The 23,873-nt window shown below is 61.1% G+C and carries 27 protein-coding genes; 10 read left to right on the forward strand and 17 right to left on the reverse strand.

What is annotated here, in order from left to right; genetic code table 11:
* The 4 genes from AC52Q4_RS01505 to AC52Q4_RS01520 form a co-directional block, all read right to left on the reverse strand.
* On the reverse strand, nt 1-276 hold a 276-nt coding region (locus tag AC52Q4_RS01505; RefSeq protein ID WP_495535033.1), incomplete at its 3' end, for a transcription termination/antitermination NusG family protein.
* Nucleotides 277-281: 5 nt separating this feature from the next.
* Nucleotides 282-629, reverse strand: a complete 348-nt coding sequence (locus tag AC52Q4_RS01510; protein ID WP_495535034.1) for a MarR family EPS-associated transcriptional regulator — start codon at nt 627-629, stop codon at nt 282-284.
* Between the two features lie 237 nt (nt 630-866).
* A complete protein-coding gene (locus AC52Q4_RS01515; RefSeq protein WP_495535035.1) occupies nt 867-1,289 on the reverse strand; it encodes a type II toxin-antitoxin system VapC family toxin in 423 nt (140 codons plus the stop codon).
* Nucleotides 1,289-1,525, reverse strand: a complete 237-nt coding sequence (locus AC52Q4_RS01520) for a type II toxin-antitoxin system Phd/YefM family antitoxin (RefSeq protein WP_495535036.1) — start codon at nt 1,523-1,525, stop codon at nt 1,289-1,291. The genes AC52Q4_RS01515 and AC52Q4_RS01520 overlap by 1 nt, the downstream gene beginning before the upstream one ends.
* A 270-nt stretch (nt 1,526-1,795) precedes the next feature.
* Between AC52Q4_RS01520 and AC52Q4_RS01525 the strand changes: the two genes are divergently transcribed.
* Both AC52Q4_RS01525 and AC52Q4_RS01530 read left to right on the forward strand, forming a co-directional pair.
* Nucleotides 1,796-2,035, forward strand: coding sequence for a type II toxin-antitoxin system Phd/YefM family antitoxin (locus AC52Q4_RS01525; protein ID WP_495535037.1), 240 nt, complete (start codon nt 1,796-1,798; stop codon nt 2,033-2,035).
* Between the two features lie 5 nt (nt 2,036-2,040).
* Nucleotides 2,041-2,442: a type II toxin-antitoxin system VapC family toxin gene (locus tag AC52Q4_RS01530; RefSeq protein WP_495535059.1), complete on the forward strand. Its 402-nt coding sequence runs from the start codon at nt 2,041-2,043 to the stop codon at nt 2,440-2,442.
* Nucleotides 2,443-2,621: 179 nt separating this feature from the next.
* On the opposite strand, the gene AC52Q4_RS01535 is transcribed toward AC52Q4_RS01530, so the two are convergent.
* Nucleotides 2,622-3,332, reverse strand: coding sequence for a phosphoadenylyl-sulfate reductase (locus AC52Q4_RS01535; protein WP_495535038.1), 711 nt, complete (start codon nt 3,330-3,332; stop codon nt 2,622-2,624).
* 472 nt (nt 3,333-3,804) lie between these two features.
* Here AC52Q4_RS01535 and AC52Q4_RS01540 point away from each other — a divergent pair, with 472 nt between their 5' ends.
* From AC52Q4_RS01540 to AC52Q4_RS01550, 3 genes are read left to right on the forward strand one after another with little or no spacing between them, the layout of a single operon-like run.
* Nucleotides 3,805-3,963, forward strand: coding sequence for a YqaE/Pmp3 family membrane protein (locus AC52Q4_RS01540; protein ID WP_495535039.1), 159 nt, complete (start codon nt 3,805-3,807; stop codon nt 3,961-3,963).
* Nucleotides 3,960-4,340, forward strand: coding sequence for a DUF4112 domain-containing protein (locus tag AC52Q4_RS01545; protein WP_495535040.1), 381 nt, complete (start codon nt 3,960-3,962; stop codon nt 4,338-4,340). The genes AC52Q4_RS01540 and AC52Q4_RS01545 overlap by 4 nt, the downstream gene beginning before the upstream one ends.
* Nucleotides 4,341-4,397: 57 nt before the next feature.
* A complete protein-coding gene (locus AC52Q4_RS01550; RefSeq protein WP_495535041.1) occupies nt 4,398-5,471 on the forward strand; it encodes an endonuclease/exonuclease/phosphatase family protein in 1,074 nt (357 codons plus the stop codon).
* A gap of 112 nt (nt 5,472-5,583) precedes the next feature.
* On the opposite strand, the gene AC52Q4_RS01555 is transcribed toward AC52Q4_RS01550, so the two are convergent.
* The 5 genes from AC52Q4_RS01555 to AC52Q4_RS01575 all read right to left on the reverse strand — a co-directional run bounded on the left by AC52Q4_RS01555 (nt 5,584) and on the right by AC52Q4_RS01575 (nt 10,829).
* A complete protein-coding gene (locus AC52Q4_RS01555; RefSeq protein ID WP_495535042.1) occupies nt 5,584-6,594 on the reverse strand; it encodes an NAD-dependent epimerase in 1,011 nt (336 codons plus the stop codon).
* Nucleotides 6,595-6,624: 30 nt separating this feature from the next.
* Nucleotides 6,625-7,902, reverse strand: a complete 1,278-nt coding sequence (gene tviB, locus AC52Q4_RS01560; RefSeq protein ID WP_495535043.1) for a Vi polysaccharide biosynthesis UDP-N-acetylglucosamine C-6 dehydrogenase TviB — start codon at nt 7,900-7,902, stop codon at nt 6,625-6,627.
* 119 nt (nt 7,903-8,021) lie between these two features.
* The gene (locus tag AC52Q4_RS01565) at nt 8,022-9,083 is read right to left on the reverse strand and encodes a Wzz/FepE/Etk N-terminal domain-containing protein (protein WP_495535044.1); all 1,062 of its coding nucleotides are present in this window, start codon (nt 9,081-9,083) and stop codon (nt 8,022-8,024) included.
* A gap of 340 nt (nt 9,084-9,423) precedes the next feature.
* Nucleotides 9,424-10,071, reverse strand: coding sequence for an MlaC/ttg2D family ABC transporter substrate-binding protein (locus AC52Q4_RS01570; protein ID WP_495535045.1), 648 nt, complete (start codon nt 10,069-10,071; stop codon nt 9,424-9,426).
* Between the two features lie 284 nt (nt 10,072-10,355).
* Complete coding sequence (locus tag AC52Q4_RS01575) at nt 10,356-10,829, reverse strand: PRC-barrel domain-containing protein (protein WP_495535046.1); 474 nt, start codon at nt 10,827-10,829, stop codon at nt 10,356-10,358.
* Nucleotides 10,830-11,604: 775 nt separating this feature from the next.
* Between AC52Q4_RS01575 and AC52Q4_RS01580 the strand changes: the two genes are divergently transcribed.
* The 5 genes from AC52Q4_RS01580 (at nt 11,605) to trxA (ending at nt 16,979) form a co-directional block, all read left to right on the forward strand.
* A complete protein-coding gene (locus tag AC52Q4_RS01580; RefSeq protein WP_495535047.1) occupies nt 11,605-12,081 on the forward strand; it encodes a PRC-barrel domain-containing protein in 477 nt (158 codons plus the stop codon).
* A 429-nt stretch (nt 12,082-12,510) separates the two neighbouring features.
* The gene (locus AC52Q4_RS01585) at nt 12,511-14,061 is read left to right on the forward strand and encodes an OpgD/OpgG family glucan biosynthesis protein (protein WP_495535048.1); all 1,551 of its coding nucleotides are present in this window, start codon (nt 12,511-12,513) and stop codon (nt 14,059-14,061) included.
* Nucleotides 14,062-14,074: 13 nt separating this feature from the next.
* A complete protein-coding gene (gene mdoH / locus AC52Q4_RS01590) occupies nt 14,075-16,018 on the forward strand; it encodes a glucans biosynthesis glucosyltransferase MdoH (RefSeq protein WP_495535049.1) in 1,944 nt (647 codons plus the stop codon).
* A gap of 198 nt (nt 16,019-16,216) precedes the next feature.
* On the forward strand, nt 16,217-16,573 hold the full coding sequence (locus AC52Q4_RS01595) for a DsrE family protein (RefSeq protein ID WP_495535050.1): 357 nt from the start codon (nt 16,217-16,219) through the stop codon (nt 16,571-16,573).
* 82 nt (nt 16,574-16,655) lie between these two features.
* Nucleotides 16,656-16,979 (forward strand): thioredoxin, encoded by a 324-nt coding sequence (gene trxA, locus AC52Q4_RS01600; RefSeq protein WP_495535051.1) that lies wholly within the window; start codon nt 16,656-16,658, stop codon nt 16,977-16,979.
* A 37-nt stretch (nt 16,980-17,016) separates the two neighbouring features.
* Here the strand turns inward: trxA and AC52Q4_RS01605 are convergent, their stop codons facing one another.
* The 7 genes from AC52Q4_RS01605 to AC52Q4_RS01635 form a co-directional block, all read right to left on the reverse strand.
* The gene (locus tag AC52Q4_RS01605; protein WP_495535052.1) at nt 17,017-17,562 is read right to left on the reverse strand and encodes an acyloxyacyl hydrolase; all 546 of its coding nucleotides are present in this window, start codon (nt 17,560-17,562) and stop codon (nt 17,017-17,019) included.
* A gap of 273 nt (nt 17,563-17,835) precedes the next feature.
* Nucleotides 17,836-19,560, reverse strand: coding sequence for a hypothetical protein (locus AC52Q4_RS01610; RefSeq protein WP_495535053.1), 1,725 nt, complete (start codon nt 19,558-19,560; stop codon nt 17,836-17,838).
* 623 nt (nt 19,561-20,183) lie between these two features.
* Nucleotides 20,184-20,636, reverse strand: a complete 453-nt coding sequence (ssb, locus tag AC52Q4_RS01615) for a single-stranded DNA-binding protein (protein ID WP_495535054.1) — start codon at nt 20,634-20,636, stop codon at nt 20,184-20,186.
* A 1-nt stretch (nt 20,637) separates the two neighbouring features.
* The gene (locus tag AC52Q4_RS01620; protein WP_495535055.1) at nt 20,638-20,763 is read right to left on the reverse strand and encodes a hypothetical protein; all 126 of its coding nucleotides are present in this window, start codon (nt 20,761-20,763) and stop codon (nt 20,638-20,640) included.
* A 38-nt stretch (nt 20,764-20,801) separates the two neighbouring features.
* Nucleotides 20,802-21,860, reverse strand: a complete 1,059-nt coding sequence (locus AC52Q4_RS01625) for an adenosine deaminase (RefSeq protein WP_495535056.1) — start codon at nt 21,858-21,860, stop codon at nt 20,802-20,804.
* Between the two features lie 34 nt (nt 21,861-21,894).
* Nucleotides 21,895-22,365, reverse strand: a complete 471-nt coding sequence (locus AC52Q4_RS01630) for a nucleoside deaminase (protein WP_495535057.1) — start codon at nt 22,363-22,365, stop codon at nt 21,895-21,897.
* A 132-nt stretch (nt 22,366-22,497) separates the two neighbouring features.
* A partial coding sequence (locus tag AC52Q4_RS01635; RefSeq protein ID WP_495535058.1) for an AMP nucleosidase occupies nt 22,498-23,873 on the reverse strand: 1,376 nt, incomplete at its 5' end.

Here is a 23,873-nt window from a genome sequence, read left to right on the forward strand (position 1 = left end):
GACCGGCTCCGGCACTTCGGCCGGGCGTCCGCCAAACGCCACGAGCCCCGCCACTCCACAGGTGGAGCGAATGGGGGCAGCGTTCTCGGCTAGAGCATCCAGATGCACGAAGAGATACCCGGGGAAGAGTGATTCGGTGACGGTTGCCAGCCGGCCGCAACGGCGCCGGCGCAGCCGGGCAAGCGGGCGGAAGACCTCGTAGCGCTGGTTGATCAGGTGCCGCTCGGCCCGCTCGTCCTCCCGCGGCTTGCAGTGCACAGCGTACCAGCGCCGCATGGTGGTTACTCTCCGTGTCGTTCATGCGATTGGGCCGGGCCGATTTCGGCGCGCAGCGCCTCGATTTCGTGGAGCAGCGCCTGGCGCTCCTGCTCCTTGCGCCGCAGAAAGCGCAGCGCGAGCGCGGCCTTCTCGGAGAGGCCCTGTGGGGTCAGCTTGTAGAGGTAGGCGCGCTTGTTGCGGCTGTTGCGAAAGTTCGCCGCCTTGACAAAGCCCCGTTCCATCAGCGCCTGCATGCAGTAGTTGACCCGCCCGAGGCTGATGCCGAGCGCGCCAGCGAGCTCGCGTTGGGTCATGTCCGGTTTTTGCTCCAGGTAGCGCAGTACCTGGAAGCGTAGATCCTCGGGGCGCATGGCTCGGTCTGCTGCTTTGGCTACTGCCCATCGCGGCGGCTCTCGCAGAGGCGCGCGGGGTCCTAACTGCGTTCAATGAATGAACAGAGGTTATTTACACCACAACCCGAGGCCAAAGACAAGGGGTCGTATTCAGAATGCGATGGGTCGGCGGGTCGAGGTGAGCTTGTCCGTCGCAACAGGCTTTGCGACGGTGCGCTATCTCTATCCAGCTCATTCTTCAGCCGGGACGGTTTGTTAAACGAGCCTAGCCTGGATGCCCAGAAATTCAGCTGCCTGATATAGGGCGTGATCCAGGGTGATGAGTTCGGCTTCGCTGTGCTCGGCGCAGGCCAGATGCAGGGCATCGAGCGCTTTGAGCGCCGTTTTCCGCCTGAGCAACCAATGATGGGCTCGTTCAAAAGCGCTCGGGGCAACCGGCCTGAGCTGAAATCGACCTTCGCTCACGTCCTCGTGAAAGGCTGATTCAACTCGGTTGGCCTGCGGCTCCGTCAACTCCCCTGTGCGCACCCACCGAGCCAATGCGGAAGCGAACTCCACCTGAGTGAGCTGGCTGAGCAACACGACTTGCTGCTGAGCCATGAGAAGACGTTGCACCGCATCGCTGGAGACCTCCTGGCGGTAATACGGCAAAAGAGCACTCGTATCCAGATAGAGCATCAGTAACGTTCGTCGTCACGTAAACTGCGCACCATCTCAGCAGCCGAGTGCGACATTGGCGGGAGGCTTTTCCGCAGCTGGCTTCGGTCCGGGAACGAGCCCCCCCTGCGCTCCGGCCCGATCAGCCGAGCCACGGGTTTGCCACGCCGCAGGATAATGACCTCCTCCCCTGTCTGGACAAGATCCAGTAGCTGAGAAATGCTCTCACGGGCGTCACGCACATTGATCGTCTTCATAAGCTTCGGCCTTTGTGTACAAGACTATTGTACACACGAGCACCCCACGGAGAAACCGGCGGAGGGCTTCAGTAAGGCACACTCTTGGGTGGGGGCGCCATGGCCTAACCGCTGACAGCGCTCACACGCCTGCTGCGCGCAAAGCTTCTCTTGCACCGCACTCGCAAGCGCAGAGCCTCGGAACGCACGGCTGCATTTTCTACAGCAGCTGTTGCCGGGTTACGGCGGCTGGATTACGATGTAATAGGTCTGCATTTCTGGTCTAGTACAATGTCTGAAGTCGGCACTTACGAAGCGAAGACACACTTGGCAGCGCTGCTGGATCGGGTCGAGCGTGGCGAAGAGGTAACGATAACGCGACACGGGCGACCCGTCGCTCGGCTCGTGCCAGTGGCACCGCCTAGCAGGTCGGATCTCGATGCGGTGTTCGACGAGATGGACCGGTTGCGCAGCGGGAATCGCCTCGACGGCCTACGTCTTCGCGAGCTGATCGAAGAGGGGCGGCGTTGAGCTTCGTGCTCGACGCCTCGGTTGCGCTGGCTTGGTTCTTTGAGGACGAGTTCAACAACTACGCTCAGGGCGTTCGCGCCGCGCTGAAGATGCAACGGGCTGTCGTTCCATGGCTCTGGCCCGTTGAGACAACCAATGCCCTAGCGATTGCCGAACGGCGGGGGCGAATCGGCGCTGCCAAGGTAGATACGGCATTGCGATTGCTGGCGGCGCTACCGGTCGTCGTGGACACTGTCGTACCCAGCCCCCCGCACCTGCTTGCACTCTGCCGCAAGTACCGGCGGACGGCCTATGACGCCCTGTATCTGGACTTGGCGTTGCGTGACCGGCTACCGCTGGCGACGCTGGACGACGGGATGCACCAGGCTTCTCTCGAAGCGGGGGTTGTCATCTATGAGCCGAGCTGACCTGTAACGGTCAAGCTCATAAGCCAGACGCAACACGCTTGGCTATTGCCCCTACTGTTTTTTGACAGGCGCACTGCTGAGTGGCGGGGTATCGTCTCCCCCTACCAGAGACCGCGAGGAGGCGCCCGAACCCGTTAAGCCGCGTGGAGTTCCCGCGGCGGTGCGCTGCGCTCCAGCTGTCAAAGGTGCAGACCGCACTCGGTCTTGGGCTTCCCCTGCCAGCGTCCGCTGCGGCCCTCGCCCTTGACGGTGCAGTGTGAGCAGCCGATCGACGCATAGCCCTCGGCGACCAGCGGATGAAAAGGCAGATCGTGGTCGCGAATGTAGGCGTCACGTTCTTCGCGGGTGACGTCGATCATGGGATTGAATTTGATCAGACCGCGGCGTTCCTCGAAGATCTGCAGCTCGGCACGGTGGTCGGTCTGCCAGCGCATCAGGCTGGAGACCCAGACATCGAACCCTTCTTTTACCGCCTCCAGCGGCTGAACCTTGTTTACGGCGCAGCACAGATCCGGATCGGTCTCGTAGAGACGCTCTTCTTTCGCGTAATGAAAATGATGCGGATCCGGCCGGATGTCCTCTACCCGAAGATTGTAGAGCTCGATGAGGTAATCGCGGTACTCCAGTGTCTTCGTGAAGTGGAACCCGGTGTTGATGAAGAAAATTTTCTGCTCCGGGCGGATGCGCGAAATGATATGCAGGAAATACGCGGAGGTGGCCGCGAAAGAGGAGGTCACCATGATTCGATCCGCCGCGAAGTCGAGATATAGACGGCGGATCCGGGCTTCGAAATCGAGCGGCGCATAACTGCGATTGAGCTGCGCCAGAGTCTCGGGGGATACGCCAGCGTTGTTGTTACCAAGCGCAACCGCCTGCTGCATTCCGCTCATAGATGGGAGATATCCTTTCTTTTCGTTGACCGATGGAGGCGATTCTGCTTTTAGGGCGGACGCCCTCGGGCTCCGCCATCGATGCACCGATAGCGTTCGATGCAGTGCAGCGGCCCTATTCTAAGGGCAACCATTCGCCTTGCGCCAGAGTCGAATGTCGGCATGCGCTCAGCGATGGCTCCCGCGGCAGCCGAATCAATGTGTTTGCGGTGAGCCGGCCTTCATCCGTGGCGCCCTTCCCATGCTCGGTCAGAACGCCGGCGTATGAACGATTCGGCTCAAGGCCAAATCCAATGCATCTGTCCAACAGAAGAAGCGCGGCGCCGTGGCGGACCCATCGAGCGCTGAGCCGGCGCTCGGCACCGCCGGCACACGGCGGAAAGCCAACCCAATCGAGGAACTGCGCCTGGCGCAAGCAGTCTATTCGGGTGGGAACTCTCCCTTTCCGTTTTTGATAGAAATGAGGAATAAAATGGACCTGATACGAATCATATTGGCGATACTGCTGCCGCCGCTTGGCGTGTTTCTGCAAGTCGGCCTGGCCGGCGCATTCTGGCTGAACATTCTGCTTACGCTGCTCGGCTATATCCCCGGAATCGTGCACGCCGTGTGGATCATCGCCAAGCGATGAATCGAAGCGACGCGTCAATTGCGCCCCTGTCGCCCGACGCGCTGAGGCGTGTCCGGCGATTGCAGCGTCTTGCGCGGTTGCTCGATAGCGAGTTTCGGCTACCCGGCACTCGCTGGCGCATTGGACTGGATCCGTTGATCGGGCTTGTGCCGGGAGTCGGAGATGCCGCAAGCGCGGCGATATCGTTGTGGCTCATCGCGGAAGCCGGACGGCTCGGTGTGCCATCGGGGACGCTGCTGAAAATGCTTCTGAATCTGCTGGTCGATACCACGGCAGGCAGTATCCCGGTGCTAGGGGACGTCTTCGACGCCGGTTACAAGGCCAATCTCCGGAATCTGGAACTACTCGAGCGTGCACTGTTCGACGCACGGACGTAATGGAGGCCGCGCAATGGTATTCTAGTGACGCCAATCCACCGCCGTTCGCTAGAGACCATGCTTGCCGAACCCATCAAAGCGCTCGTGGTAAGCCTCGCTCTGGTACCCGTGCTGGCAACGGCCATTCCCATAATGCGCCGCACCGACTGGTGGATCCGCTTATTCGATTTCCCGCGCCTGCAGATCGCGACGCTCGGCGCGTTGGCACTTGCGGCCTATCCGTGGGTCTTCGCGCACTCCGCAATCGACTATACCATCCTGGCCGCGGCGCTTACCGCGACCCTCTGGCAGCTCCACTGGATATTGCCCTATACGCCACTGGCGAGAAAACAAGTCCTGTCGGCGCACAACCCGGCGCCGCAGGAAACGCTCAGCATTCTGGTGGCCAACGTTCTCACTCCGAACCGGCAAGCGGACGAGCTCTTGCGGCTCATCGAAGAGGCGGATCCGGACGTTGTCCTCACCCTAGAGAGCGATGGGTGGTGGCAGCAACAGCTCGCTCCACTCGAGCCTTCACGGCCCTATGGCCTCAAGTGCCCGTTGGATAATCTTTACGGCATGCATTTGTATTCCCGCCTGGAGCTCATCGATCCCGAGATCCGCTATCTGGTCGAAGAGGACATCCCCTCCATGCATGCCAAGCTCGTATTGCGCTCAGGCCACCTCCTTGAGCTTCATTGCCTGCATCCCACGCCGCCGAGCCCCACGCAGAACGAAACGTCCGCAGAGCGGGATGCGGAGTTGCTGATCGTGGGAAGAGCGGTAAGCAAAGGCAACCGCTCGGTCATCGTAACGGGTGATCTCAACGACGTGGCGTGGTCCCGGACCACGACCTTATTTCGAAAAATCAGTGGCTTGCTCGATCCGCGTCTCGGCCGGGGACGATTCAGCACGTTTCACGCCAAGTATCCGTTTCTGCGCTGGCCGCTGGATCATCTGTTCCACTCGGACGATTTCACGCTGGTATCGATTCGAACGCTACCCTACTTCGGCTCCGACCATTTCCCGATCCTGATCGTGCTGCACCATGAGCCGCGGGCCGAGCCGCAGCAGCAAGCGCCGCTGCCCGATGCCGAGGAGCGCAGCCGCGCACACGAGAAGATCAATGCGGTCTCTCACAGGCCGCTGTGAGGCCGCTGGGATCAGATCTACACTCGGTCTGTCGAGAGGCTTGCTGCTGCAATGTTAGCGCAAGGACAAGCTCGATCGGCTGGCGCACCTCACCGCATCAGATTCAGATCCGTCACGAATCGCGGTAGTAATCCCGGTACCACTCCACGAAGCGCTCTACCCCAACCTCCACCGGCGTGCTCGGCTGATAGCCGACCTCCTCGCTGAGCGCGCTGACATCGGCCCACGTATCGGGCACATCCCCCGGCTGTAGCGGCAGCAGTTGCTTGTCCGCCTTGCGACCCAGGCAATCCTCCAGCACCTCAATGTATTTCAACAAATCCACCGGGCGGCTGTTGCCGATGTTGTAGAGCCGATACGGTGCCTGACTACTCGCCGGGTTCGGGTGATTGCTTTGCCACGTTGGATCGGGTTCCGCCGGTTTGTCGCAGGCACGCACCACCCCTTCGACGATATCATCGACGTATGTGAAATCGCGCTTGTGATGGCCGTAGTTGTAGACCTCGATCGGCCGCCCCTCGAGAATGGCGCGGGTGAACTTGAACAGCGCCATATCCGGCCGGCCCCAGGGGCCATACACGGTGAAAAACCGCAGCCCCGTGGTCGGCAGTTCGAAGAGATGGGAATAGCTGTGCGCCATCAGTTCGTTGGCGCGTTTGGTCGCCGCGTAGATGGCGAGCGGATGGGAGACGTTCTGCCGTTCGGAGAAGGGCATCCGGGTATTGGAACCGTAGACCGAGCTGGTCGATGCATAGACGAGGTGCTCGACCGAGTTGTAGCGGCAGCCTTCCAACACATTCATGAAACCGGCGACATTGCTGTCGACATAGGCGTGCGGGTCCTCAAGGGAATAGCGCACCCCGGCCTGAGCCGCCAAGTGGATGACGCGCTCGAAGCGCTCGTGACGGAACAGCGCCGCCATGCCCTCGCGCTCGGCCACATCGAGGCGCACGAAGCGAAAGCGATCCCGCCCCTCGATCCGCGCCAGGCGCGCCAGCTTGAGATCGACGTCATAGTAGTCATTGAGATTATCGAGGCCGACCACCTCTCGGCCGCGGTCGAGCAGATATTGCGCGACGTGATAACCGATGAAGCCGGCGGCTCCGGTGACAAGGACCTTCATGTTCTTAAACCTTTGACTGAGACGGGGCGGTCATAGCCGGCCATCCACGGTGTGCGCGGGGAACAGATACTTGATATCGTAGAGTACTCCGTGCGGCTTGAGCAGGGCGCGGACACGCGCTGCGCCCATCTCCCGAAACTGATCGTGCGCGACGGCCAGAATAACCGCATCGTACCGGGCCGGCAGCGGCTCGCGCAGTAGCGTCAGCCCGAACTCCGCCTCGGCCTCCTCGGGCTCCGCATTCGGATCGCAAACCTCGACGTTGGCATTGTACTCGCGCAGCTCGTTGACGATGTCCACCACACGCGTATTGCGCAAATCCGGACAATTCTCTTTGAAGGTCAGACCCATCACGAGCACGTTGGAATCGACCACCTGAAGCTTGTGCTGCGTCATGAGCTTGATGACCTCGGCCGCCACATAGCTCCCCATACCGTCGTTGATGCGCCGCCCGGCAAGGATCATCTCCGGGTGATGGCCGACCGCCTGTGCCTTGTAGGTCAGGTAGTACGGGTCCACGCCGATACAGTGGCCCCCGACCAAACCGGGGCGAAACGGTAGGAAGTTCCACTTGGTGCCGGCCGCCTGCAGCACGGCCTCGGTGTCGATGCCGAGCCGTTCGAAAAGCATCGCCAACTCATTGACCAGGGCGATGTTCACATCGCGCTGGGTGTTCTCGATGACTTTCGCCGCCTCCGCCACGCGGATGCTGTCCGCCGGATACGTACCCGCTGTGATGATCGATCGGTATAGGTCGTCGACGAACCGCGCGGCCTCGGGCGTGGAACCCGATGTGACCTTGACGATACTGGAGACGCGATGTTCGCGGTCACCCGGGTTGATGCGCTCCGGGCTGTATCCGGCGTAAAAATCGTGATTGTAGCGCAGACCGGAGACCTGCTCGATGACCGGCACACAGACCTCCTCGGTCGCGCCGGGGTAGACCGTCGACTCGTAGATCACGATGTCGCCCGCGGCAATCACCCGCCCCACGGTCTCGCTTGCGCTGCACAGCGGCCGCAAATCCGGCTGCCGGTAAGTGTCGATGGGCGTCGGGACGGTGATGATATAGACGTTGCGATCGCGCAGATCCGCGACGGACTCGGTATAGCGCAGCCGGCGGGCCGCGGCGAGCTCCTGCGGCGTTACCTCTCGGGTACTGTCCCGCCCTTGGCTGAGTTCGGCGATTCGCGCCCCATTGATGTCGAAACCGACCGTGTCGTGCTGCGTGGCGAATTCAACCGCTAGCGGCAACCCGACGTAACCAAGGCCGATGACCGCGATGCGGGCTTGCTCGAGCTGTATCATCCTGTGTTTCCCCCACTTTCCCTGAATCAGCACGCTTGCGCGTCATGGCGGCCAAGCCGCACTGGAAACCAGCTCACAAAAGGCGTCCGCGGCCCGGCAACCGCCAGAGCGAGCCATCGCTAGCGCTCGGCGCTTGCTCGCATCACCGCATTGGCTCGCGCGAGAAACTCTGTAAAGAAGGCGGCGAATACCCCCAACATAAGCCCCAGGACACCGGCAAGCGCCATAATCACGACCGGGCTCGTTCCAGTAGCCTCAGGCAGCCGTTGCGGCTCGAGCACCGCCCGGGTGGGCGTTAACGCGGCCGCTCGCGCCTCAATCCCCTGAATGTGGGCATGCTGCGCATTTTGCTCGACCACGTTTTGCTTCAGCTCGCGCGTGATCTCGTCGCGTTGCTCCGGTATCCGCCGGCCGAGTTGCTCCTGAAGGTCGCTAATGGTTTCCCGCAGGCTCGCGACATCTGCGTTGAGCGCAATAAGCTGCCCCTCGTCCGAGTCGCTTGCCGGGCGCTTGAACAGCGCCTCGCGCTGGCGGCGCAATTCCTGTAATTCGGCGCGCGTATCCTGCAGCCGTTGTTCGAGTGTCTCCGTCCAACCATCGAGGCGCTTGAGCTGCGCTTGTGACAGGCTCGCCTCCGCTTCTAGCTGCTGCAAGCGCGCTTCGGCACCCATGCGGTCGCGCTCGATGGCCTTCTGAGCTGCCTTGAACCGGGGCTGCAGATCATTTTGGAGTTGCTCGAGCACCCCTTGTAGCAGCCTGTGGTAGGTGGCCTGCTGCGCGGGCGGCCCCTCGCCGGTGACCACGATCAGCGCGCTGTCCGCCGGGGATCGCACCTCGAGCTTGAAGCCGCCCGTGGCCTCTCCACTCAGAACGCGACCGCGAGCGAGCGGAATGTAGGTCTCCTGAATCTTTGCGAGCACCGAGCCGACCGGCTCGATTGGCTGCAAGACATCACCGCTGAACACCTGGCCCACCTGGATCGTCGTCTCGTACTGGTAGCTCGGTGATTTGAGCAGCGCCCAGGCCAACCCAAGTAGCAGACAAAGCAGCAGCACACCGCCAACCACCCATTTACGGCGCACCAGAACGATCCATAGATCAATGAGGCTGATCTCATCATCGTCCGGCGCTCGCGGCAGTGGCCGTTTATCTGGAGCAAGGGCAGGGTATTCGGATGACACAGGGAATTCCGATGACATTGGCTTTGCTATTCCATGCAGGCGCTGTAAACGCAAAGCAGCTCAAACGCGGACTCTGCGAAGATGCGGGCATGTGCAGATCGAACTGCGCTTTCCTGCAATCGGCTCCAGCGGTGGGCGCCTGAGCCGCGCGCGATCGCGCGTTGCCTTTGAGGCACCTTGATTGCGCGGGCCAGCACAACACCCGTCCGTCTCGCCATGCGAGAGCGCCCGTCGCAATTGGGAATGACAGCTATATAACATGCTGGAGCCATCCCGGGAACTGCATACGCGCATGTTGGCGCAAGATGTTGGACAATGGCCGCCGCGAAGGCGGCCTAGCTTATCGAACCGAACGGGCATTACGCTGCTGAAGCTCGTCGAGAAAACGATCGAACCCGCCACGGCGAATCTGCGCGCGAAATGAGCTGCGGTAATTCTGCACCAGGCTGACACCACCGACGATCACATCGTAGACCTTCCAACCATGCGCCGTCTGGTGCAGCCGGTAATTTATCGGAAGATCCGGGCCGTCTGGCTGTTTGACCACTGTGCGGACCAGGGACCGGTTTCCGGAGGAGTTGATCTGCGCGCCCTCGAAGCTGACCGTCTGTCCAGAATACTCCGATAGGGAATACCCGTAGGTCTGCACGAGCAACTCGCGGAACTCCGTGGCAAAACGCTGGCGCTGCTGCGGCGTGGCCTGGTTCCAGCTCTGAGCAAGCACGAATCGGCTCATGAGCCGAAAATCGAAATGCTGGATCACCAGGTCCTTGACCTGCCCGTAAATGCGTTCCGGATGTTCTTTCAACTCCTCTTTATGCTCCCGGAGAAGCTGCAATACCTCCTCCGTGGTCTGCTTCACCAATTGATCAGGGGGTAGCGGTTTGGTCGTTGCGAATGCGGACGAGTTGCTGACCGTGAACAGCAAGAATGCGGCCGTCAAGGCCACGATCTGCCATATCCAACTCCGTCCTGCGGTCGAATTCATTGTCCTGCCTCCAAAGATTCGTTGCACGGGGTATGACCCGCCCATCCCGACGAAGACCACTCAACTCCCCCCTTGGCGCCTTGCCGGTGCGCATATCCGCCCGCCTCGCATGTTGCGAATCCGCATGTCCGCGCCCCCACCGCTCGCAGTTGCCGGACAAGCGCCAGGGCAGCCACGCCGCCCTTCAGCGCCCTTCCCGAGCCGCCTCGCAGCGCCATAGCGCTACGGCGCCGCAAGCTGCAGCAGCGATGCCAACGATCCGCTGGGAAGCGCCGCGCAGGCTGTCATTCCTGCGTCTCGGGCGACTCGCCCGGAGCTGCGGATTCCGGTGGCGAGGCGCGCTCATCCGCGTCAGAATCCTTCGCCGGCTCCTTGCCGGAGGACGGCGCATGAGGTCTGTACGCCGGAAACTCGGAAATCACCTTATCCCGGGAAACGTCGAGACGCACCTCACCCTCCTCGGTAAGCTGCACGCGCTGCCAGGGCACCTCGTAATTGTAGGATCCGTAGCCGAACACACCGCCGATCCCTATCACCAAGGCGCTGACTCGGCCGGAGGCTGGCGCAATCAGGACATTGACCACCTCGCCGAGGCTCTCTCCACTCTCGTTGCTGACCCTCTCACCGACTATGCCAATCGCCCCGGAACCCGGTACCGCCTGAGTCTCCTCCGGCTGTTCCGTCGGAACTTCGGGCTGGGCGAGAAGCGAAGGGGTCGTCATTAGAGCGAGGATGCCAAAAGCTATCACACCGGTCATTGATTTCGTTCGCATGGGATTACCTCCACTTGTGGCGGCGAGCGGCGTCGTAACCACTCCGAACCCGATTTCCGCGGGAAAAGCCGAATTGGGGACGGAGTTTTTATTTTGGCAAATTTTTTGCTTCTAAATTTGGCAATAGACGCTGCTCTCGGGGATGTTTTGTCGTAATCTCCCGACGGGTAGCTTATTGTCTTTTGGCAACAAATTGATCTTATTAGCGTATCTCGCGTCGTTGTCGGGTGACACCGCCTTCGGTCTTCCACCCGGTGGCGTCTTGCGGGCAGTTCGGCGTAACCGCTGCCCAGCGGGCCGGATCGGTTTGCGCGCTGCCCCGCCACGGGGTTGCGAAATCATGACGCTCATTATCAACAGAATACGGCGAAGTTCGCGTGACGTCCAAGTGGTTGAGGCAGCGCGCACATATCTCGCTTGCCTTGATCGCACGACTCGAGGTCAGGTGATGCCGACCGTATAGAATAGTCGGCACCGCGGCCTGTCGGGCAGCGGCGACAGCTTAACGCCGCGTTGCGCCGGCAGGCCTGACCGGGATCGCGAAATTAGGCACTATCCTATTGTTTTTTCAAGTTTAAAGCATGTTGGCGCAATAATTGCTTATCATTTGTGCGAGATCAAGGCTATGGCGCTAACAAGGAGACTCACCAGCATGAAAAACCTAACAACCGGTCTTTTAGCGGCCACTTTGCTTGCCAGCGCCCCGTTACTCGCGCTCGCCGCGGAGCCTCAAGCGCTGAACGGCCAGCAAGCGCAGCCGATGCCCAACCAGGACAATGGAGCGCCCGAACCGCAGGCGGGCTCCACACGCGATGGCAACGATCGGATGATGGGCGCTGACCCGGCCGATGAGGCGGGCGCAGGAGGTCGGGAATACTCCAGCGCGGCTAGCAGTTCCAGGTTCATTGAACGGCAAACCGAACAGCAGATGCTCGCAAGCAACCTTATCGGCTATTCAGTGACCAATTTGAAGAATGAGAACGTCGGCAGAGTCGAGGATCTCATCCTGGATCAGAGCCAGCGTCCGGTGGGGATTGTCATCTCGGTCGGCGGGTTTCTCGGGTTAGGCGCCAAGCATGTGGCCCTGCCATTGAGCGAAGTTCAGATCAACGGCCAGAACAAAATCGTCCAAGTCAGCCTCAGCAAGGAAGAGCTCGACAAGGCGCCGTCGTTTACGGCACATAAGGAGGAGCCGATGAAAGAACCGGAAGAAAGCTCGACGGGCCCGGACATGTAATTGGACGTTCTCAGGAAAACTTTGACGCAGGTGCCGCGCCCGCGGAAAGGCCGTCTTGCCCGAGATGGAATCCCCCTCGTTTCCAGCCTCCCCTCGGGCAATCGCTTTCGCGCAAATTGCACAACAATCGCCTGACTAGGAAGAAAAACGGCTAGCGCGTCGTTTTCCTCGACAGTGGCGTGTTGGGCGGCAGGGCCGGTAAACACGCGGCCTGTTGCGGAAGTCGCAAGGAGCCTACCGGCTCCGGAACCATTCCTGAAGCAGGCCGGTCCATAGGTCGGTCGAGCTGACCTCAGAATGCCGGTCAGCGACTTTGCGGCTGCCATCTCCCGCCGGCCGCCGTGAAGCATCGCCTTCTCAGTGCGTGGGCCTCTTGCCTGCCTCGGCGGCAGCGTTATCTGCGGGTTGTGCAACCTTAAGGGATGTTCGATGTATCGTGTCCTTGACGCTCTCTCGCTGCGTTTGTTCATCGCCGGTCTACTGCTTGCAACTTCGGCATCGGCGCAGAATGCGGGGGACGAACTTTTCGACCGCATCATCAAAGAAGCCCGGGAATTGGCGTCCGAACCCTATCAGCCGCCCCGACGCCAGCTGCCGGACGCGCTGACCCAGCTCACCTACGATCAGTATCGTGATATCCGCTTTCGTCCGGATCATGCGTTGTGGCAGGGGCAGGCCCTATTTGCCGTCCAGCTGTTCCACCTCGGGTTTCTCTACCAAGACCCCGTGACGATCCATATCGTTGCCGATGGCCAGGTGAAGCCTCTGAAATTCACTCCTGAGCTCTTCGATTACGGGAAAAACGAGAATCTGCGGGGCCACCTGAAGCAAGTGTCGGGTTTTGCGGGATTTCGCATTCATTACCCGCTCAATCAACCGGCGTACAAAGACGAGCTCATCGCCTTTCTCGGCGCCTCCTACTTTCGAATGCTGGGACGCGACCAGAACTATGGAATCTCGGCCCGGGCGCTGGCGATCGACACCGGTTTGCCCACGGGGGAAGAGTTCCCACAGTTCCGGGAATTCTGGCTGGTGAAGCCGGCGCCGAGGGCAACAACGATGACGCTCTACGCGCTGCTCGACAGCGAATCAGCAACCGGCGCGTATCGAATGGAGTTGATTCCCGGCAAAAACACGGCGCTGGAAGTGCAGTCGAGGCTGTTTGCGCGCTCCGATATCGAAAAGCTCGGCGTCGCCCCCCTGACGAGCATGTTCCTGCACGGCGAGAACCGGGTTACCTTCGCCGATGATTACCGCCCTGAAGTGCACGACTCCGACGGCCTGCTCATGCATTCGTCCGGAAGTGAGTGGATTTGGCGCCCGCTGACCAACCCGAATCAGCTTCGGATCACGGGGCTCAGGGACGAGAATATGCGCGGATTCGGGCTTGCTCAGCGCGACCGGGACTTCACTCACTATCTGGATTTGGAAACCCGTTTCGAAACGCACCCCAGCCTTTGGATCACTCCTCGCAGCGGCGACTGGGACACAGGCGCCGTGCAGCTCGTGGAAATACCGACCGGCGAAGAGATCAACGACAACATCGTGGCATTCTGGGTGCCTGACAAACCCTTCAACGCGGGCGATCAGCGCACGTACGACTATCGATTAGAGACGTTCGACTCCCGACTCGCCACGCAATCCGCTGCGCGTGTAAAGCGAACGCGTAACGGCTGGGGAGCGATTCCCGGGGCCCCTGACAAACCACCGCGCAGTCAACGCCAGCTCATCGTCGACTTCGTCGGTCGCGAGCTGCCCTCGGCCGCCACCCAGCCGGTGCAGGCGGTACTGACCAATTCCTCTGGGGAGATCATCCATAACACGGTGCAACCGCTGCCCAACGGGCAGGGATGGCGGGTCGCTTTCAAGCTCAACCCGGACGGCGAACGACCGGCCGATATGCGTTTGTACCTTACGCTGCATGGTCAGCGTCTAAGCGAGACCTGGAATTATGTTTGGTATCCCGATGCTCTGCGATAACGGTTCGCAAAACATGCACAAACTCCCGAGCAGCTACACGCTCCGGGTACCCGGGCAGCGGCTGCGTGTTCTGGGCTTCATTACGCTGATTCTGACGAGCACCGCGTTCGCCGTGGCGATGATGTTCGACATACTGCGGGCCAACGGAACGACGCTGATCGAAGGATCGATCCTGGTCCTGTTCACCGTTGCCTTCGCCTGGATCGTGGCCGCCTTTTGGACGGCGATGCTCGGCTTTACGCTTCGAATGCTGCGGCTCGACCCGTTGACGTTACGGCGACGTCGGACGCCACGGGCCGGCGATATGCCCATCGTTACCCGCACGGCCTTGGTCATGCCCGTGTACAACGAGCATACCGCCCGGGTCATCGCGGGGCTGGAGGCGACTTGCGAATCGCTGGTGGCAACTGGGGAGTCGGACAAGTTCGACTGCTATCTGCTCAGCGACAGCACGGATGCCAATGTGGCAAGCGAGGAAGAAACGGCATGGGCGGCCCTTCAGCAACGCTTGGCGGGCGTCTTCCGTGGCCGGCTGGTCTACCGGCGCCGCTCGAGTAACACCGGCCGCAAGCCCGGAAACATCGCCGATTTCTGTCGCCGCTGGGGAAGCTATTACGAGTACATGATCGTGCTCGACGCGGATAGCGTGATGAGCGGCGAGGCGATGGTCACTCTGGTTCGCACCATGCAAGCCAATCCGCAGGCGGGCTTGATTCAGACCGTGCCCATCCCGGTTCGCGCGCAGACGATGTTCGGGCGATTCGTGCAGTTCGCCGCCGAACTCTACAGCCCCATGCTCGCCACGGGGCTGAGCTTCTGGCAATCGGGGGCGGCCAACTACTGGGGGCACAACGCCATTGTTCACGTCCAGGCCTTCACCGAGAACTGTGGGCTGCCGACGCTTGCCGGTGACCCGCCGTTCGGCGGCGACATCCTCAGCCATGATTTCGTCGAGGCGGCCCTGCTGCGGCGCGCTGGATGGCAGGTCTATCTCCTGCCCGACCTGCGGGGAAGCTACGAAGAGGTGCCGAGCAATATATTGGATTTCGTCAAGCGCGATCGGCGTTGGGCGCAAGGCAATCTGCAGCATCTGAAATTACTCGCGGCACCCGGCTTGCGGCCACTGAGCCGGCTCAATTTCTTGCTCGGCGCGACTGCCTACCTGTCCTCCCTGCTATGGCTCATCATGCTGACGCTGAGCACGGTGGACGCCGTGGAACATGCGTTGACGGGAACCCAATTCTTCAGCTCGGGCTATCAGCTCTTTCCGAACTGGCCGATTGTCAAAACGCGCGAAATCGTCTCCTTGCTGTCGATCACCATCGGGATGCTGCTCCTGCCGAAAACGCTCGGCATCGGATGGTGTCTGCTGCGTCGGCGTCAACGCCAGGCATTCGGCGGCAGCGCACGCCTGCTGCGGGGCGCGCTGGTCGAGACCGTCTTCGCCGTATTGATCGCACCGATAATGATGACCTATCACGCCTATTTCGTCGTACTCATATTGCTTGGTCAGCAAACCTCGTGGGGCCCCCAGGAGCGTATGGGGCGCCGCATTGCCGTGACCGAGGCGCTGCGCTACTCGATGGCGGGGACGCTGGTGGGGCTTCTCTGGGGCGGCGCGACCTGGATTGTGGCACCGCAGTTTTTCTGGTGGCTGCTGCCCGTGCTCAGCGGCTTGGTAATCGCGGCGCCTTTGATCAGTCTCTCGAGCAGTCCGGCACTCGGCGAGCGCCTGCGCCGCTGCGGTATCTTCCTGGCACCCTCGGAGACCGAGGTGCCCATGGTGCTGCAGCGAGTCCAACGACTGCTTGCCGCCCGCACGGAGAACACGCCATCGCCTGGCTGGAAACCGTCTCTCCCACCGGTTCGCTACCGCGAGATGCCGCTGCAGGCTCTCGCGCGTCGGTCACCAATCAAAGGAGACGAGGGGCAAATCTGGGTCCGGCGAAAAACCTGAGGCTGTGACGATCGTCTGCCTGCCGACGCTCGCTTCGACCTTCCGGGCGCCGGCTGTGGTGCCCGCGGGGTCATTCCCCCGGCAAGTGCTTGCATCGCTTTGGAGTGCGTGCGAGGCTTGGCCTCGTGCGATCACCCGCCTTACCGCTCAGGCTTGATTCCAATAGCTCTGCGCTTCATCGCTAGCAGGAGAAATTCCATGAAAGTCATGATCACCGTTACTTCCGGCACCGATGACCCCACGCGGGCCACACTCGGCGTGCTGGCCGCCAAGGCGGCCGTCGAACAAGGTCATGACGTGACAGTGTGGCTCCAGGGCGAGGCCGCCACACTCGCCAATCGCAACGTCTACCCCTCGATAATCGGCGTCAACATGCCGTCGATGCAGGAGGGCCTGGAATTCCTCGTCGCCAACAAGGTGCCTTTGTGGGTGTGTCAAGCATGCGGCAAAGGTCGTAACGTCGGTCCTGAAAACTGGGTCAGCACAGCCACCTACAAGAAGATGGGGGATTTCGTCGACGCGCTCCTCAGCATGGATAAAAACATCGAATTCTGATGAGCCTTCCCGTTTCGCGACCCGTACCCGCCATGCAGCTTGCGGGAGAAGACCCAGCCCAATTGACGGAGGTATTCGACTTATGAGCGCCGTACTACAGCTCACCGACCAAAACTTCCAGTCGGAGGTCCTGCAAGCCGACTGCCCCGTGCTCATCGATTACTGGGCGGAGTGGTGCGCACCCTGTAAAGCCATTGGCCCCATGATCGAAACCCTCGCTGAGGAGTACGCCGGTCGCGCGAAGGTCGGCAAGCTAAACGTCGATGACAACCCCGATACGGCGATGCGTTACGGGGTAAGAAGCATCCCTACGCTGATGCTGTTCAAGGACGGCGAGGTGCAGGCATTGAAGATCGGCGCGGATTCGAAAACTGAGCTTGCCGAGCTCATCGACGCCCATCTCTAAGCGATGGAATGGCCTCGCCGGCCGCTGGCCCCGCGCTTCAGAAACCCATCGACAACGGCACGCTGACGCTGACCAGCAGATTGTCGGCGCCGGGATTGGAGCTGTGAATGAAAGCGTTGGAAATATGCGTGTAGGTCACGCCCAACCGCGTGCCCGCAGGCAGCCAATCATTGCTTTTCAGCTGATAAAATAGCCCGGCGCCGAGATGGAATTGTAGGACGCCACCCAGATCTTTGCTCTGCCCCCGCGCGTAGCCGCCGATACCGGCCGATGGCAGCAGATAAACATTATCGAACACGCGCACGGCCGCATAAGCACCGCCATACCCGAAGACCCCGCCGTCCGTATTGGCCGATAGGCCGAGCATCGGGCCGATTCCTTGGAACCGCGAGGTCAGGGTGCGCTTGAAAAGCCGGGGCGCAGCATAGTATTGCAGACTCCCCATGAGCGATGCGCCCACCTGATCTCGTACGCCGAAAGCGCCGATACTAGCGGCGAGGTGTGCCGGTGGCCCGGCAGCGAGGGCATATGGGGTGGAAAATAGAGACAAAATGGCGAAGAGCAGTCCCGCTCGCGGGGGCATGACCAGCTCCTTGTGCTACTAGACAGGCACCCACCGCGAATTCAACCGCCTTGGTGAGCACTGATACACATTTGAGTAAACTCTCAACGTAGGGGTTCCCGAGCCGCACAGGCTTCACGGATCGCTCGGCCCTTCCATGGCGTGGGAGTTCATGCCGAGACGCCCACCGCGGGCGTTCGTTCAAGCGCGGGTAAGTCGCGGATCAGTCGCACTCAGGCAAAACGAAGCGTTTACGGCACCCCCCCAGACGTCCGGCATGCACAGCCCGGAGGATCAATCTGCATTCGGCCAGGTGACCTGAATGCCGGAAAATGCCTGGTACTGCCCGGAAGCACTGCTGGCCGCGCTATCGGCGTATCGGTAGCTACCGCTGAGCGAGAGCGTCACATTCGGTTGATTGCCCCGCGGCTGGCGAAGCGTCCAGTCGAGCGAACTCTCCAAAGCCACCGTCTCGTCTCTCACCGGCTCACGGGAACTGCACCGGCGATACGCCCTGAAATGCAACTTGGCGGCCAGCCGTTCCGGAATCAGTGACGCCGATCCACCAAGCATCCCGGTCATCGTCCGGAACTCGGAGGAGCCTCGGCTCTCAGCAAAGCTCCAGCGCAGCATCGGGGTCAAATCCAGCCACCCATACCCATCCAGAGGCAGGTACAAGTTCAGTTGCGTGAGGTTTTTCTCCAGGTTGGCGTTATTGTGTTGACCGAGCACAGCCTGCCGCGAATGCGTGTAGCTCACCTCCCACCACCACGGTCCCGGTGTGAAACGCGCTGAAAGGCTTGCCGTATCGGTGTAGCGGTCGGCCATGTCGACCCCGTTAGGCTGGGACGCCTGTGCGAGACCGGTGCGCTCGTGTTTTAGATTCAATGTGTAATTCGGTGCGGCGAACAGCCCACCAAGGCTCAAAAATCCAAGCGCCTGCCGAGGCGCATAGCGCAGATCGGCCGTCATTTCGTTCATGCGCAGCGTCGGCACGCCGGGGTCATCGGCCACGTTATTCGTCGCCTGGGCGAAACCCAAGCGGGCATCGAAGTCCTTCCAATGGACGTCGGTGGCGATGCGCGCGGTTGCTCTATCGCGAGAAACGTCGCCTGCCGTAGGGCTCCAAAACGCACCCCCTGCCTGTTGCCAACTCACGGTCAACCCCCAGGAGAGCGGACTGCTGCCGAGTAACCGCGACTGATCCGTGTAATCCGCCAGCAGCGTATAAGCCTGGTCGGACTTCCGCTCGGGCAGCGCTCCCCAGGCCATTCGATTCTTCCGGCTCTGCGCGTATTCCGCATGCAATGTCAGTCGCTCACTGAGCCAGCGGCTATTGAGCGCCAGACTCCATGCCCGGTTGTGACTCGCCGCCTGAGTGCCGACCGCGTGATCAATATACACGCCGTCGATGGTCAATCGCTTGGCGTTCTGGCTTAACGGGAGCACGCTCATGCCCACCCCCTGCGCGCCCTGATCCGTATGATTCAACCAGAGGAGGCCTTGTTCGTAGCGCAATGTCGGATCGCTGCGTCGGCCCAACCCGGCCAACTGCGTGTGCAGCTCACGGTCGTCTTCACGTGTCCCCCGGTCCGCGCCGGGCAGCATCGGAAGTTTGGAGTGAGAAACGGACGATTCCGCAGCACTCTCATAATTTCCGTTGGCCAGCGGGTCGTCCGTCGCTGACATGCCGTTTCGATCGACCTCGGTCCTCGAGCCGTCCGTCTTCGCCATCGTCCCCGAGGCGACCCCACCGCACAGAATCGTCAAAGCGACCAGGCAAATGCCGATAGCCCACGCCGGCGCGCGGACCGCGTAGCACGACCTTAAGGCCGCAGCCTGCAGGACGGCTGCGCGCAAACCGCACAGCCGCGGCTCCCCCATCGTGCTGATGAGCAATTCCAAACGCTTGCGCCCCATCGCCACTTCGGGCGGCCCATAGCCGCCCCCCCTCGATCCATGATCGCTCCGGACCACGCTGCTGATGTTTTTATCGGCGGTGGCCAACCTCTTTCTCATTAGCATTGTCGGAATTTCGAAAGGGGAAAACGCGAACTGGTCGCCGATCCTGATGAATCAACAGTCAACGGGTACCGAATTTGTGCAATTTTTAACAGTTCACCTCCTCAACGCTGGCCGTAGGCGAAGTGCCGATCCTACGACTTCGATGCCTGAAGGCATCACGGAGCGCCGTGACTAGGCCGCTCGACCCGGCTTCGCGTTATCAAGCAAGTGCCTTAGCTCACCGCCTCAGGCATGGCGACACATCACCGTCGCCAGAAGAAAGCATGTGTCACCGGTCAATATCCGCATCTGCGGTAGGGGTCGTCGGGTGAAATGATGCTCAGAGGGTGGCGCGGCGCGCCCTATGGGGGTCGTAATGGAAAGGTGGCATTGGCGAGGGCTTGCAAGGATGGGCGAAGGAAGACTTTCCCGAAGGGGCTCGGCGGCACCGATCCGTAACCAGCGATTGCGAATCGGTGCGCCTCGGTCGGTAACACCGCTCTCGGTCACAGGCCGGATGATTCCGGAAGACCGGACCGCGCGCATGAGCCGCGGTGTTATGGAAAAGAGGGTGCCGCTCGTCTGGTGCGCGATTGCCCAGAAAAATTCGCAGCGCCCCGGCTCACTCCGGCACGCGCTTAGAAGGGGATATCGTCGTCGAAATCCTCTTGCGGCATTGTCTGTGCCGTCTGCGGCTCGGGTTCGCGCGCCTGATAATCGCCGCCACGCGTGCGTTCGCTGGCAGAGGCCTCGGCACGGCTGTCAAGCATCTGCATCTCGTTCGCCACAACTTCGGTGGTAAAGCGGTCCTGCCCATCCTGAGCTTGCCACTTGCGCGTCTGCAACCGCCCTTCGATATAGACTTTGGAACCTTTGCGCAGGTATTCACCGGCAATTTCGGCCAGGCGCGCGAAGAAAACCACCCGATGCCATTCGGTGCGCTCCTGTTGTTCTCCGCTTTGCCGGTCCCGCCAGACGTCCGTGGTGGCAAGGCGCACGTTGGTGACAGCGCTGCCGTTGGGACTGTAACGAACCTCCGGGTCTGCACCGAGGTTGCCGATCAGGATTACCTTATTGACGCCTCTGGCCATTCTAATCCTCCTGCTGGAAACGAATATTCGTGGGTAGCACCGCCGCGAGGCTTACCGGGCCCGATCCGTCGAGCCGCACCAGGCGTTTCTGCCAGACCAAAAAACCTCGGCTCTCTTGGCCTCTCATCGGAAGACGGCTCCTTCAGCGCGTTGCGCCGGACCGTTTCATCCGCCGAAACCGAACCCATGCTCCGCCGCTGCGGCTTCCAGCCGTTCGTGGAGCACCGCTTTGTCATCCGCACCGAGGAAGCTTGCGTCGATCGCGTTACGTCCCAGCGTGAGCACCTGCGCTGGAACCAGCTCCAGCGCTTGGCGCACAGCGAGAAAATTCTCGGTTATGTATCCGCCGAAATAGGCGGGATCGTCCGAGTTCACGCACACGCAAAGACCACGCGCCAACATTCGGGAGAGATTGTGCGAAGCGAGTTTGCCAACCACGCGCAGGCGCAGGTTCGACAGTGGGCAGACGGTGAGTGGAATCTGCTCGCGGACCAAGCGCTCGACCAGCGCCCCGTCCTCGAGGCAACGCACCCCGTGGTCGATGCGCTCGACATGAAGTGCATCCAGAGCCCCCCAAATATAGTCGGGTCCTCCCTCCTCACCGGCATGAGCCACCGCCCTCAATCCGGCGGCACGTGCTTCGGCATAAACACGCTGGAACTTCTCCGGCGGATTACCCACTTCGCTCGAATCCAACCCTACGGCCGCGAAACGATCGAGGTACGGCTGTGCCTGCTCCCAGGTAGCGAACGCGTCCGCTTCGCTCAGGTGGCGCCAGAAACAAAGGATAAGCCGTGAGCTGATACCAAAGCGCTGCTCGGCGGCCGTGAGAGCCCGGCTGATACCCTCGACCACGGTCGCAAAGGGGACTCCGCGCCGCGTGTGTCCCTGAGGATCGAAGAAGATCTCCGTGTGCACTACATTCTGTTCGGCGACTCGTTCCAGATAATCCCAGGTAAGGTCGAAGAAGTCCTCTTCCGTGCACAAAACGCCCATGGTCGCGTTGTACAAATCCAGAAACGACTGCAGGTTCTCGAACTCGTAGGCGCGTCGCAGCGCCTCCACATCGGCAAAGTCAAGCGAGACACCGTTGCGCCGGGCGAAGCGAAACGCACTCTCCGGCTGTAACGTCCCCTCGATATGCAGATGCAGCTCCACCTTCGGCATGGCCTCGATGAACCTATCGAGTGCCTCGTCCCGGTCATGGCTTGCAGTGCGGGTCACGCTGTTGCTCTCCTGCGAGATACTCGGCCTCGCCTCAATACAATAGCTTGTCGGGCTTGTCCTGCCACGCCCGGAATACGGCAGCGGCCTCGTCCCTGAGCAGACATTGCGCCGGGATACGGCGCTCGCTCAACGGCAAGGCAAGCTCCTCGTATACGACACTGTCGTCAAAACCGATCGCGGCGGCATCACCACGGGTATTCGCATAGTAGATGCGCTCCAAACGCGCCCAGTAGATTGCACCAAGGCACATTGGGCAAGGCTCGCAGCTCGTGTAGATCCAGCAATCGATCAGCTGATACGCGCCCAGCGCGCGACAGGCCCGGCGAATGGCGACCACCTCGGCATGGGCGGTCGGGTCAACGGCGCTCCAGACCCGATTCCATCCCTCCGCGATCACACTGCCATCGCGCACGATCACTGCCCCGAACGGCCCGCCGGAACCGGCATTCATTTTCTCATAGGAGAGATCAATAGCGCGTCGCATGAAGGCCGCATGATCCATGTGGCTATCTCCCAATCAGCACCGTCGATACTCCGCCAAACCGGGGCATACCTGCGCAGCCATCAACGATAGAGAGCACGGCCCCGCGCGGGTAAACTGCGGGCCATTCTCTTGCGGCCTCGATGCACCCGCTCAGCGAAAGGCCGGTTCATCGAAGCTGCGCAGCTTGCGCGAGTGCAGCGCGTCGACCCCACCTGCTTTGAGTATACGGATGGTCTCCAGGCCAATGGACAAATGCTGGTTGATTCGGGTGCGATAGAAAGCGTTGGCCATACTACGCAGCTTGAGCTCGCCGTGCATCGGCTTGTCGGAAACGCACAACAGCGTGCCATACGGGACCCGGAGCCGGAAACCGTTCGCAGCGATGGTTGCGCTCTCCATGTCGACCGCGATGGCGCGCGATTGGCTGAATCGCTCGTAGAGCTCCTCATAGCGAAATTCCCAGTTCCGGTTGTCAGTCGTAGCCACGGTACCGGTGCGCAGGCGGGTTTTAACGTCGGTGCCCGTCAAACCCGTTATCTGCACGACCGCGCTCTGCAATGCAACCTGAACCTCGGCGATGGTCGGCAGCGGCACCCACAGCGGCAAGTCCTGATCGAGCACATGGTCTTCGCGGATATAAGCATGGGCCAGGACATAATCACCGAGCTGCTGAGATCGGCGCAGCCCTCCGCAGTGGCCGACCATGAGCCAACAATGCGGGCGCAGCACCGCTAAATGGTCGGTCACGGTCTTAGCGTTGGAAGGACCGAAGCCGATATTGATGAGCGTGATGCCGAGTCGATCCTCGCGTACCAGATGATATGCCGGCATCGGCGGCAAATGAGCAGGCGAGTGGCTCGTCGATGAGCGCTTGCTGAACCGGGGATTGGCAGTAACCACATCGCCTGGCTCGACGAAAGCGACGTACTCGGAATCCTGCTCGACCTGCTGATGGCCGTAGGCGATGAAGTCGTCGACATACCGCTGGTAATTGGTGAACAGGACGAAGCCCTGGAAATGGGACGGGTCCGTGCCCGTGTAATGATGCAGTCGTTGGAGGGCGAGGTCGGTGCGCTGCGCCGGAAACAGCGCCAGCGGATAGGGATGCCCCGGTGGGGTGCGGTAAGTGCCATTGGCAATGGCGTCATCGATTTGCCCCAGGTTGGGCAGATAGAACACGGACTCCATGGCCTGCAGCTGCTCGCGTCCGAGATCGGCGGTCGCCTCCTCGATTACGAACGGTAATGGGATTGCCTGCCGGCTCACGCCGACTTGCACCGGAACACGGTGATGCTTGAGCAGTAGCTCGATCTGCTCGCGGTAGTAGTCGGCAAAAAGATCGGGGCGCGTCAGCGTTGTCCCGTGCACGCCGGGGTTGCGCAAGCTGCCATACGCCGGGCGGGCAACCGTTACCAGATGCTCGGCGCCAATCTCGACACCGATATACGGATAACACGCATCCAGTGGCGGCTGCACCGCGTGGTTGCCGGCGACGAATTGCTGATAGCGTTGCCGGATACGCTCAA

This window comes from Nitrococcus sp. (assembly GCF_059432795.1).

Excerpts from the sequence above, each read along its gene's own strand:
- AC52Q4_RS01510 (WP_495535034.1), bottom strand. The coding sequence starts at position 629 with ATGCGCCCCGAGGATCTACGCTTCCAGGTACTGCGCTACCTGGAGCAA.
- AC52Q4_RS01515 (WP_495535035.1), bottom strand. The coding sequence starts at position 1,289 with ATGCTCTATCTGGATACGAGTGCTCTTTTGCCGTATTACCGCCAGGAG.
- AC52Q4_RS01520 (WP_495535036.1), bottom strand. The coding sequence starts at position 1,525 with ATGAAGACGATCAATGTGCGTGACGCCCGTGAGAGCATTTCTCAGCTA.
- AC52Q4_RS01525 (WP_495535037.1), top strand. The coding sequence starts at position 1,796 with ATGTCTGAAGTCGGCACTTACGAAGCGAAGACACACTTGGCAGCGCTG.
- AC52Q4_RS01535 (WP_495535038.1), bottom strand. The coding sequence starts at position 3,332 with ATGAGCGGAATGCAGCAGGCGGTTGCGCTTGGTAACAACAACGCTGGC.
- AC52Q4_RS01540 (WP_495535039.1), top strand. The coding sequence starts at position 3,805 with ATGGACCTGATACGAATCATATTGGCGATACTGCTGCCGCCGCTTGGC.
- AC52Q4_RS01545 (WP_495535040.1), top strand. The coding sequence starts at position 3,960 with ATGAATCGAAGCGACGCGTCAATTGCGCCCCTGTCGCCCGACGCGCTG.
- AC52Q4_RS01550 (WP_495535041.1), top strand. The coding sequence starts at position 4,398 with ATGCTTGCCGAACCCATCAAAGCGCTCGTGGTAAGCCTCGCTCTGGTA.
- AC52Q4_RS01555 (WP_495535042.1), bottom strand. The coding sequence starts at position 6,594 with ATGAAGGTCCTTGTCACCGGAGCCGCCGGCTTCATCGGTTATCACGTC.
- tviB (WP_495535043.1), bottom strand. The coding sequence starts at position 7,902 with ATGATACAGCTCGAGCAAGCCCGCATCGCGGTCATCGGCCTTGGTTAC.
- AC52Q4_RS01570 (WP_495535045.1), bottom strand. The coding sequence starts at position 10,071 with ATGAATTCGACCGCAGGACGGAGTTGGATATGGCAGATCGTGGCCTTG.
- AC52Q4_RS01575 (WP_495535046.1), bottom strand. The coding sequence starts at position 10,829 with ATGACCGGTGTGATAGCTTTTGGCATCCTCGCTCTAATGACGACCCCT.
- AC52Q4_RS01580 (WP_495535047.1), top strand. The coding sequence starts at position 11,605 with ATGCCCAACCAGGACAATGGAGCGCCCGAACCGCAGGCGGGCTCCACA.
- AC52Q4_RS01585 (WP_495535048.1), top strand. The coding sequence starts at position 12,511 with ATGTATCGTGTCCTTGACGCTCTCTCGCTGCGTTTGTTCATCGCCGGT.
- mdoH (WP_495535049.1), top strand. The coding sequence starts at position 14,075 with ATGCACAAACTCCCGAGCAGCTACACGCTCCGGGTACCCGGGCAGCGG.
- AC52Q4_RS01595 (WP_495535050.1), top strand. The coding sequence starts at position 16,217 with ATGAAAGTCATGATCACCGTTACTTCCGGCACCGATGACCCCACGCGG.
- trxA (WP_495535051.1), top strand. The coding sequence starts at position 16,656 with ATGAGCGCCGTACTACAGCTCACCGACCAAAACTTCCAGTCGGAGGTC.
- AC52Q4_RS01605 (WP_495535052.1), bottom strand. The coding sequence starts at position 17,562 with ATGCCCCCGCGAGCGGGACTGCTCTTCGCCATTTTGTCTCTATTTTCC.
- AC52Q4_RS01610 (WP_495535053.1), bottom strand. The coding sequence starts at position 19,560 with ATGAGAAAGAGGTTGGCCACCGCCGATAAAAACATCAGCAGCGTGGTC.
- ssb (WP_495535054.1), bottom strand. The coding sequence starts at position 20,636 with ATGGCCAGAGGCGTCAATAAGGTAATCCTGATCGGCAACCTCGGTGCA.
- AC52Q4_RS01620 (WP_495535055.1), bottom strand. The coding sequence starts at position 20,763 with ATGAGAGGCCAAGAGAGCCGAGGTTTTTTGGTCTGGCAGAAACGCCTG.
- AC52Q4_RS01630 (WP_495535057.1), bottom strand. The coding sequence starts at position 22,365 with ATGGATCATGCGGCCTTCATGCGACGCGCTATTGATCTCTCCTATGAG.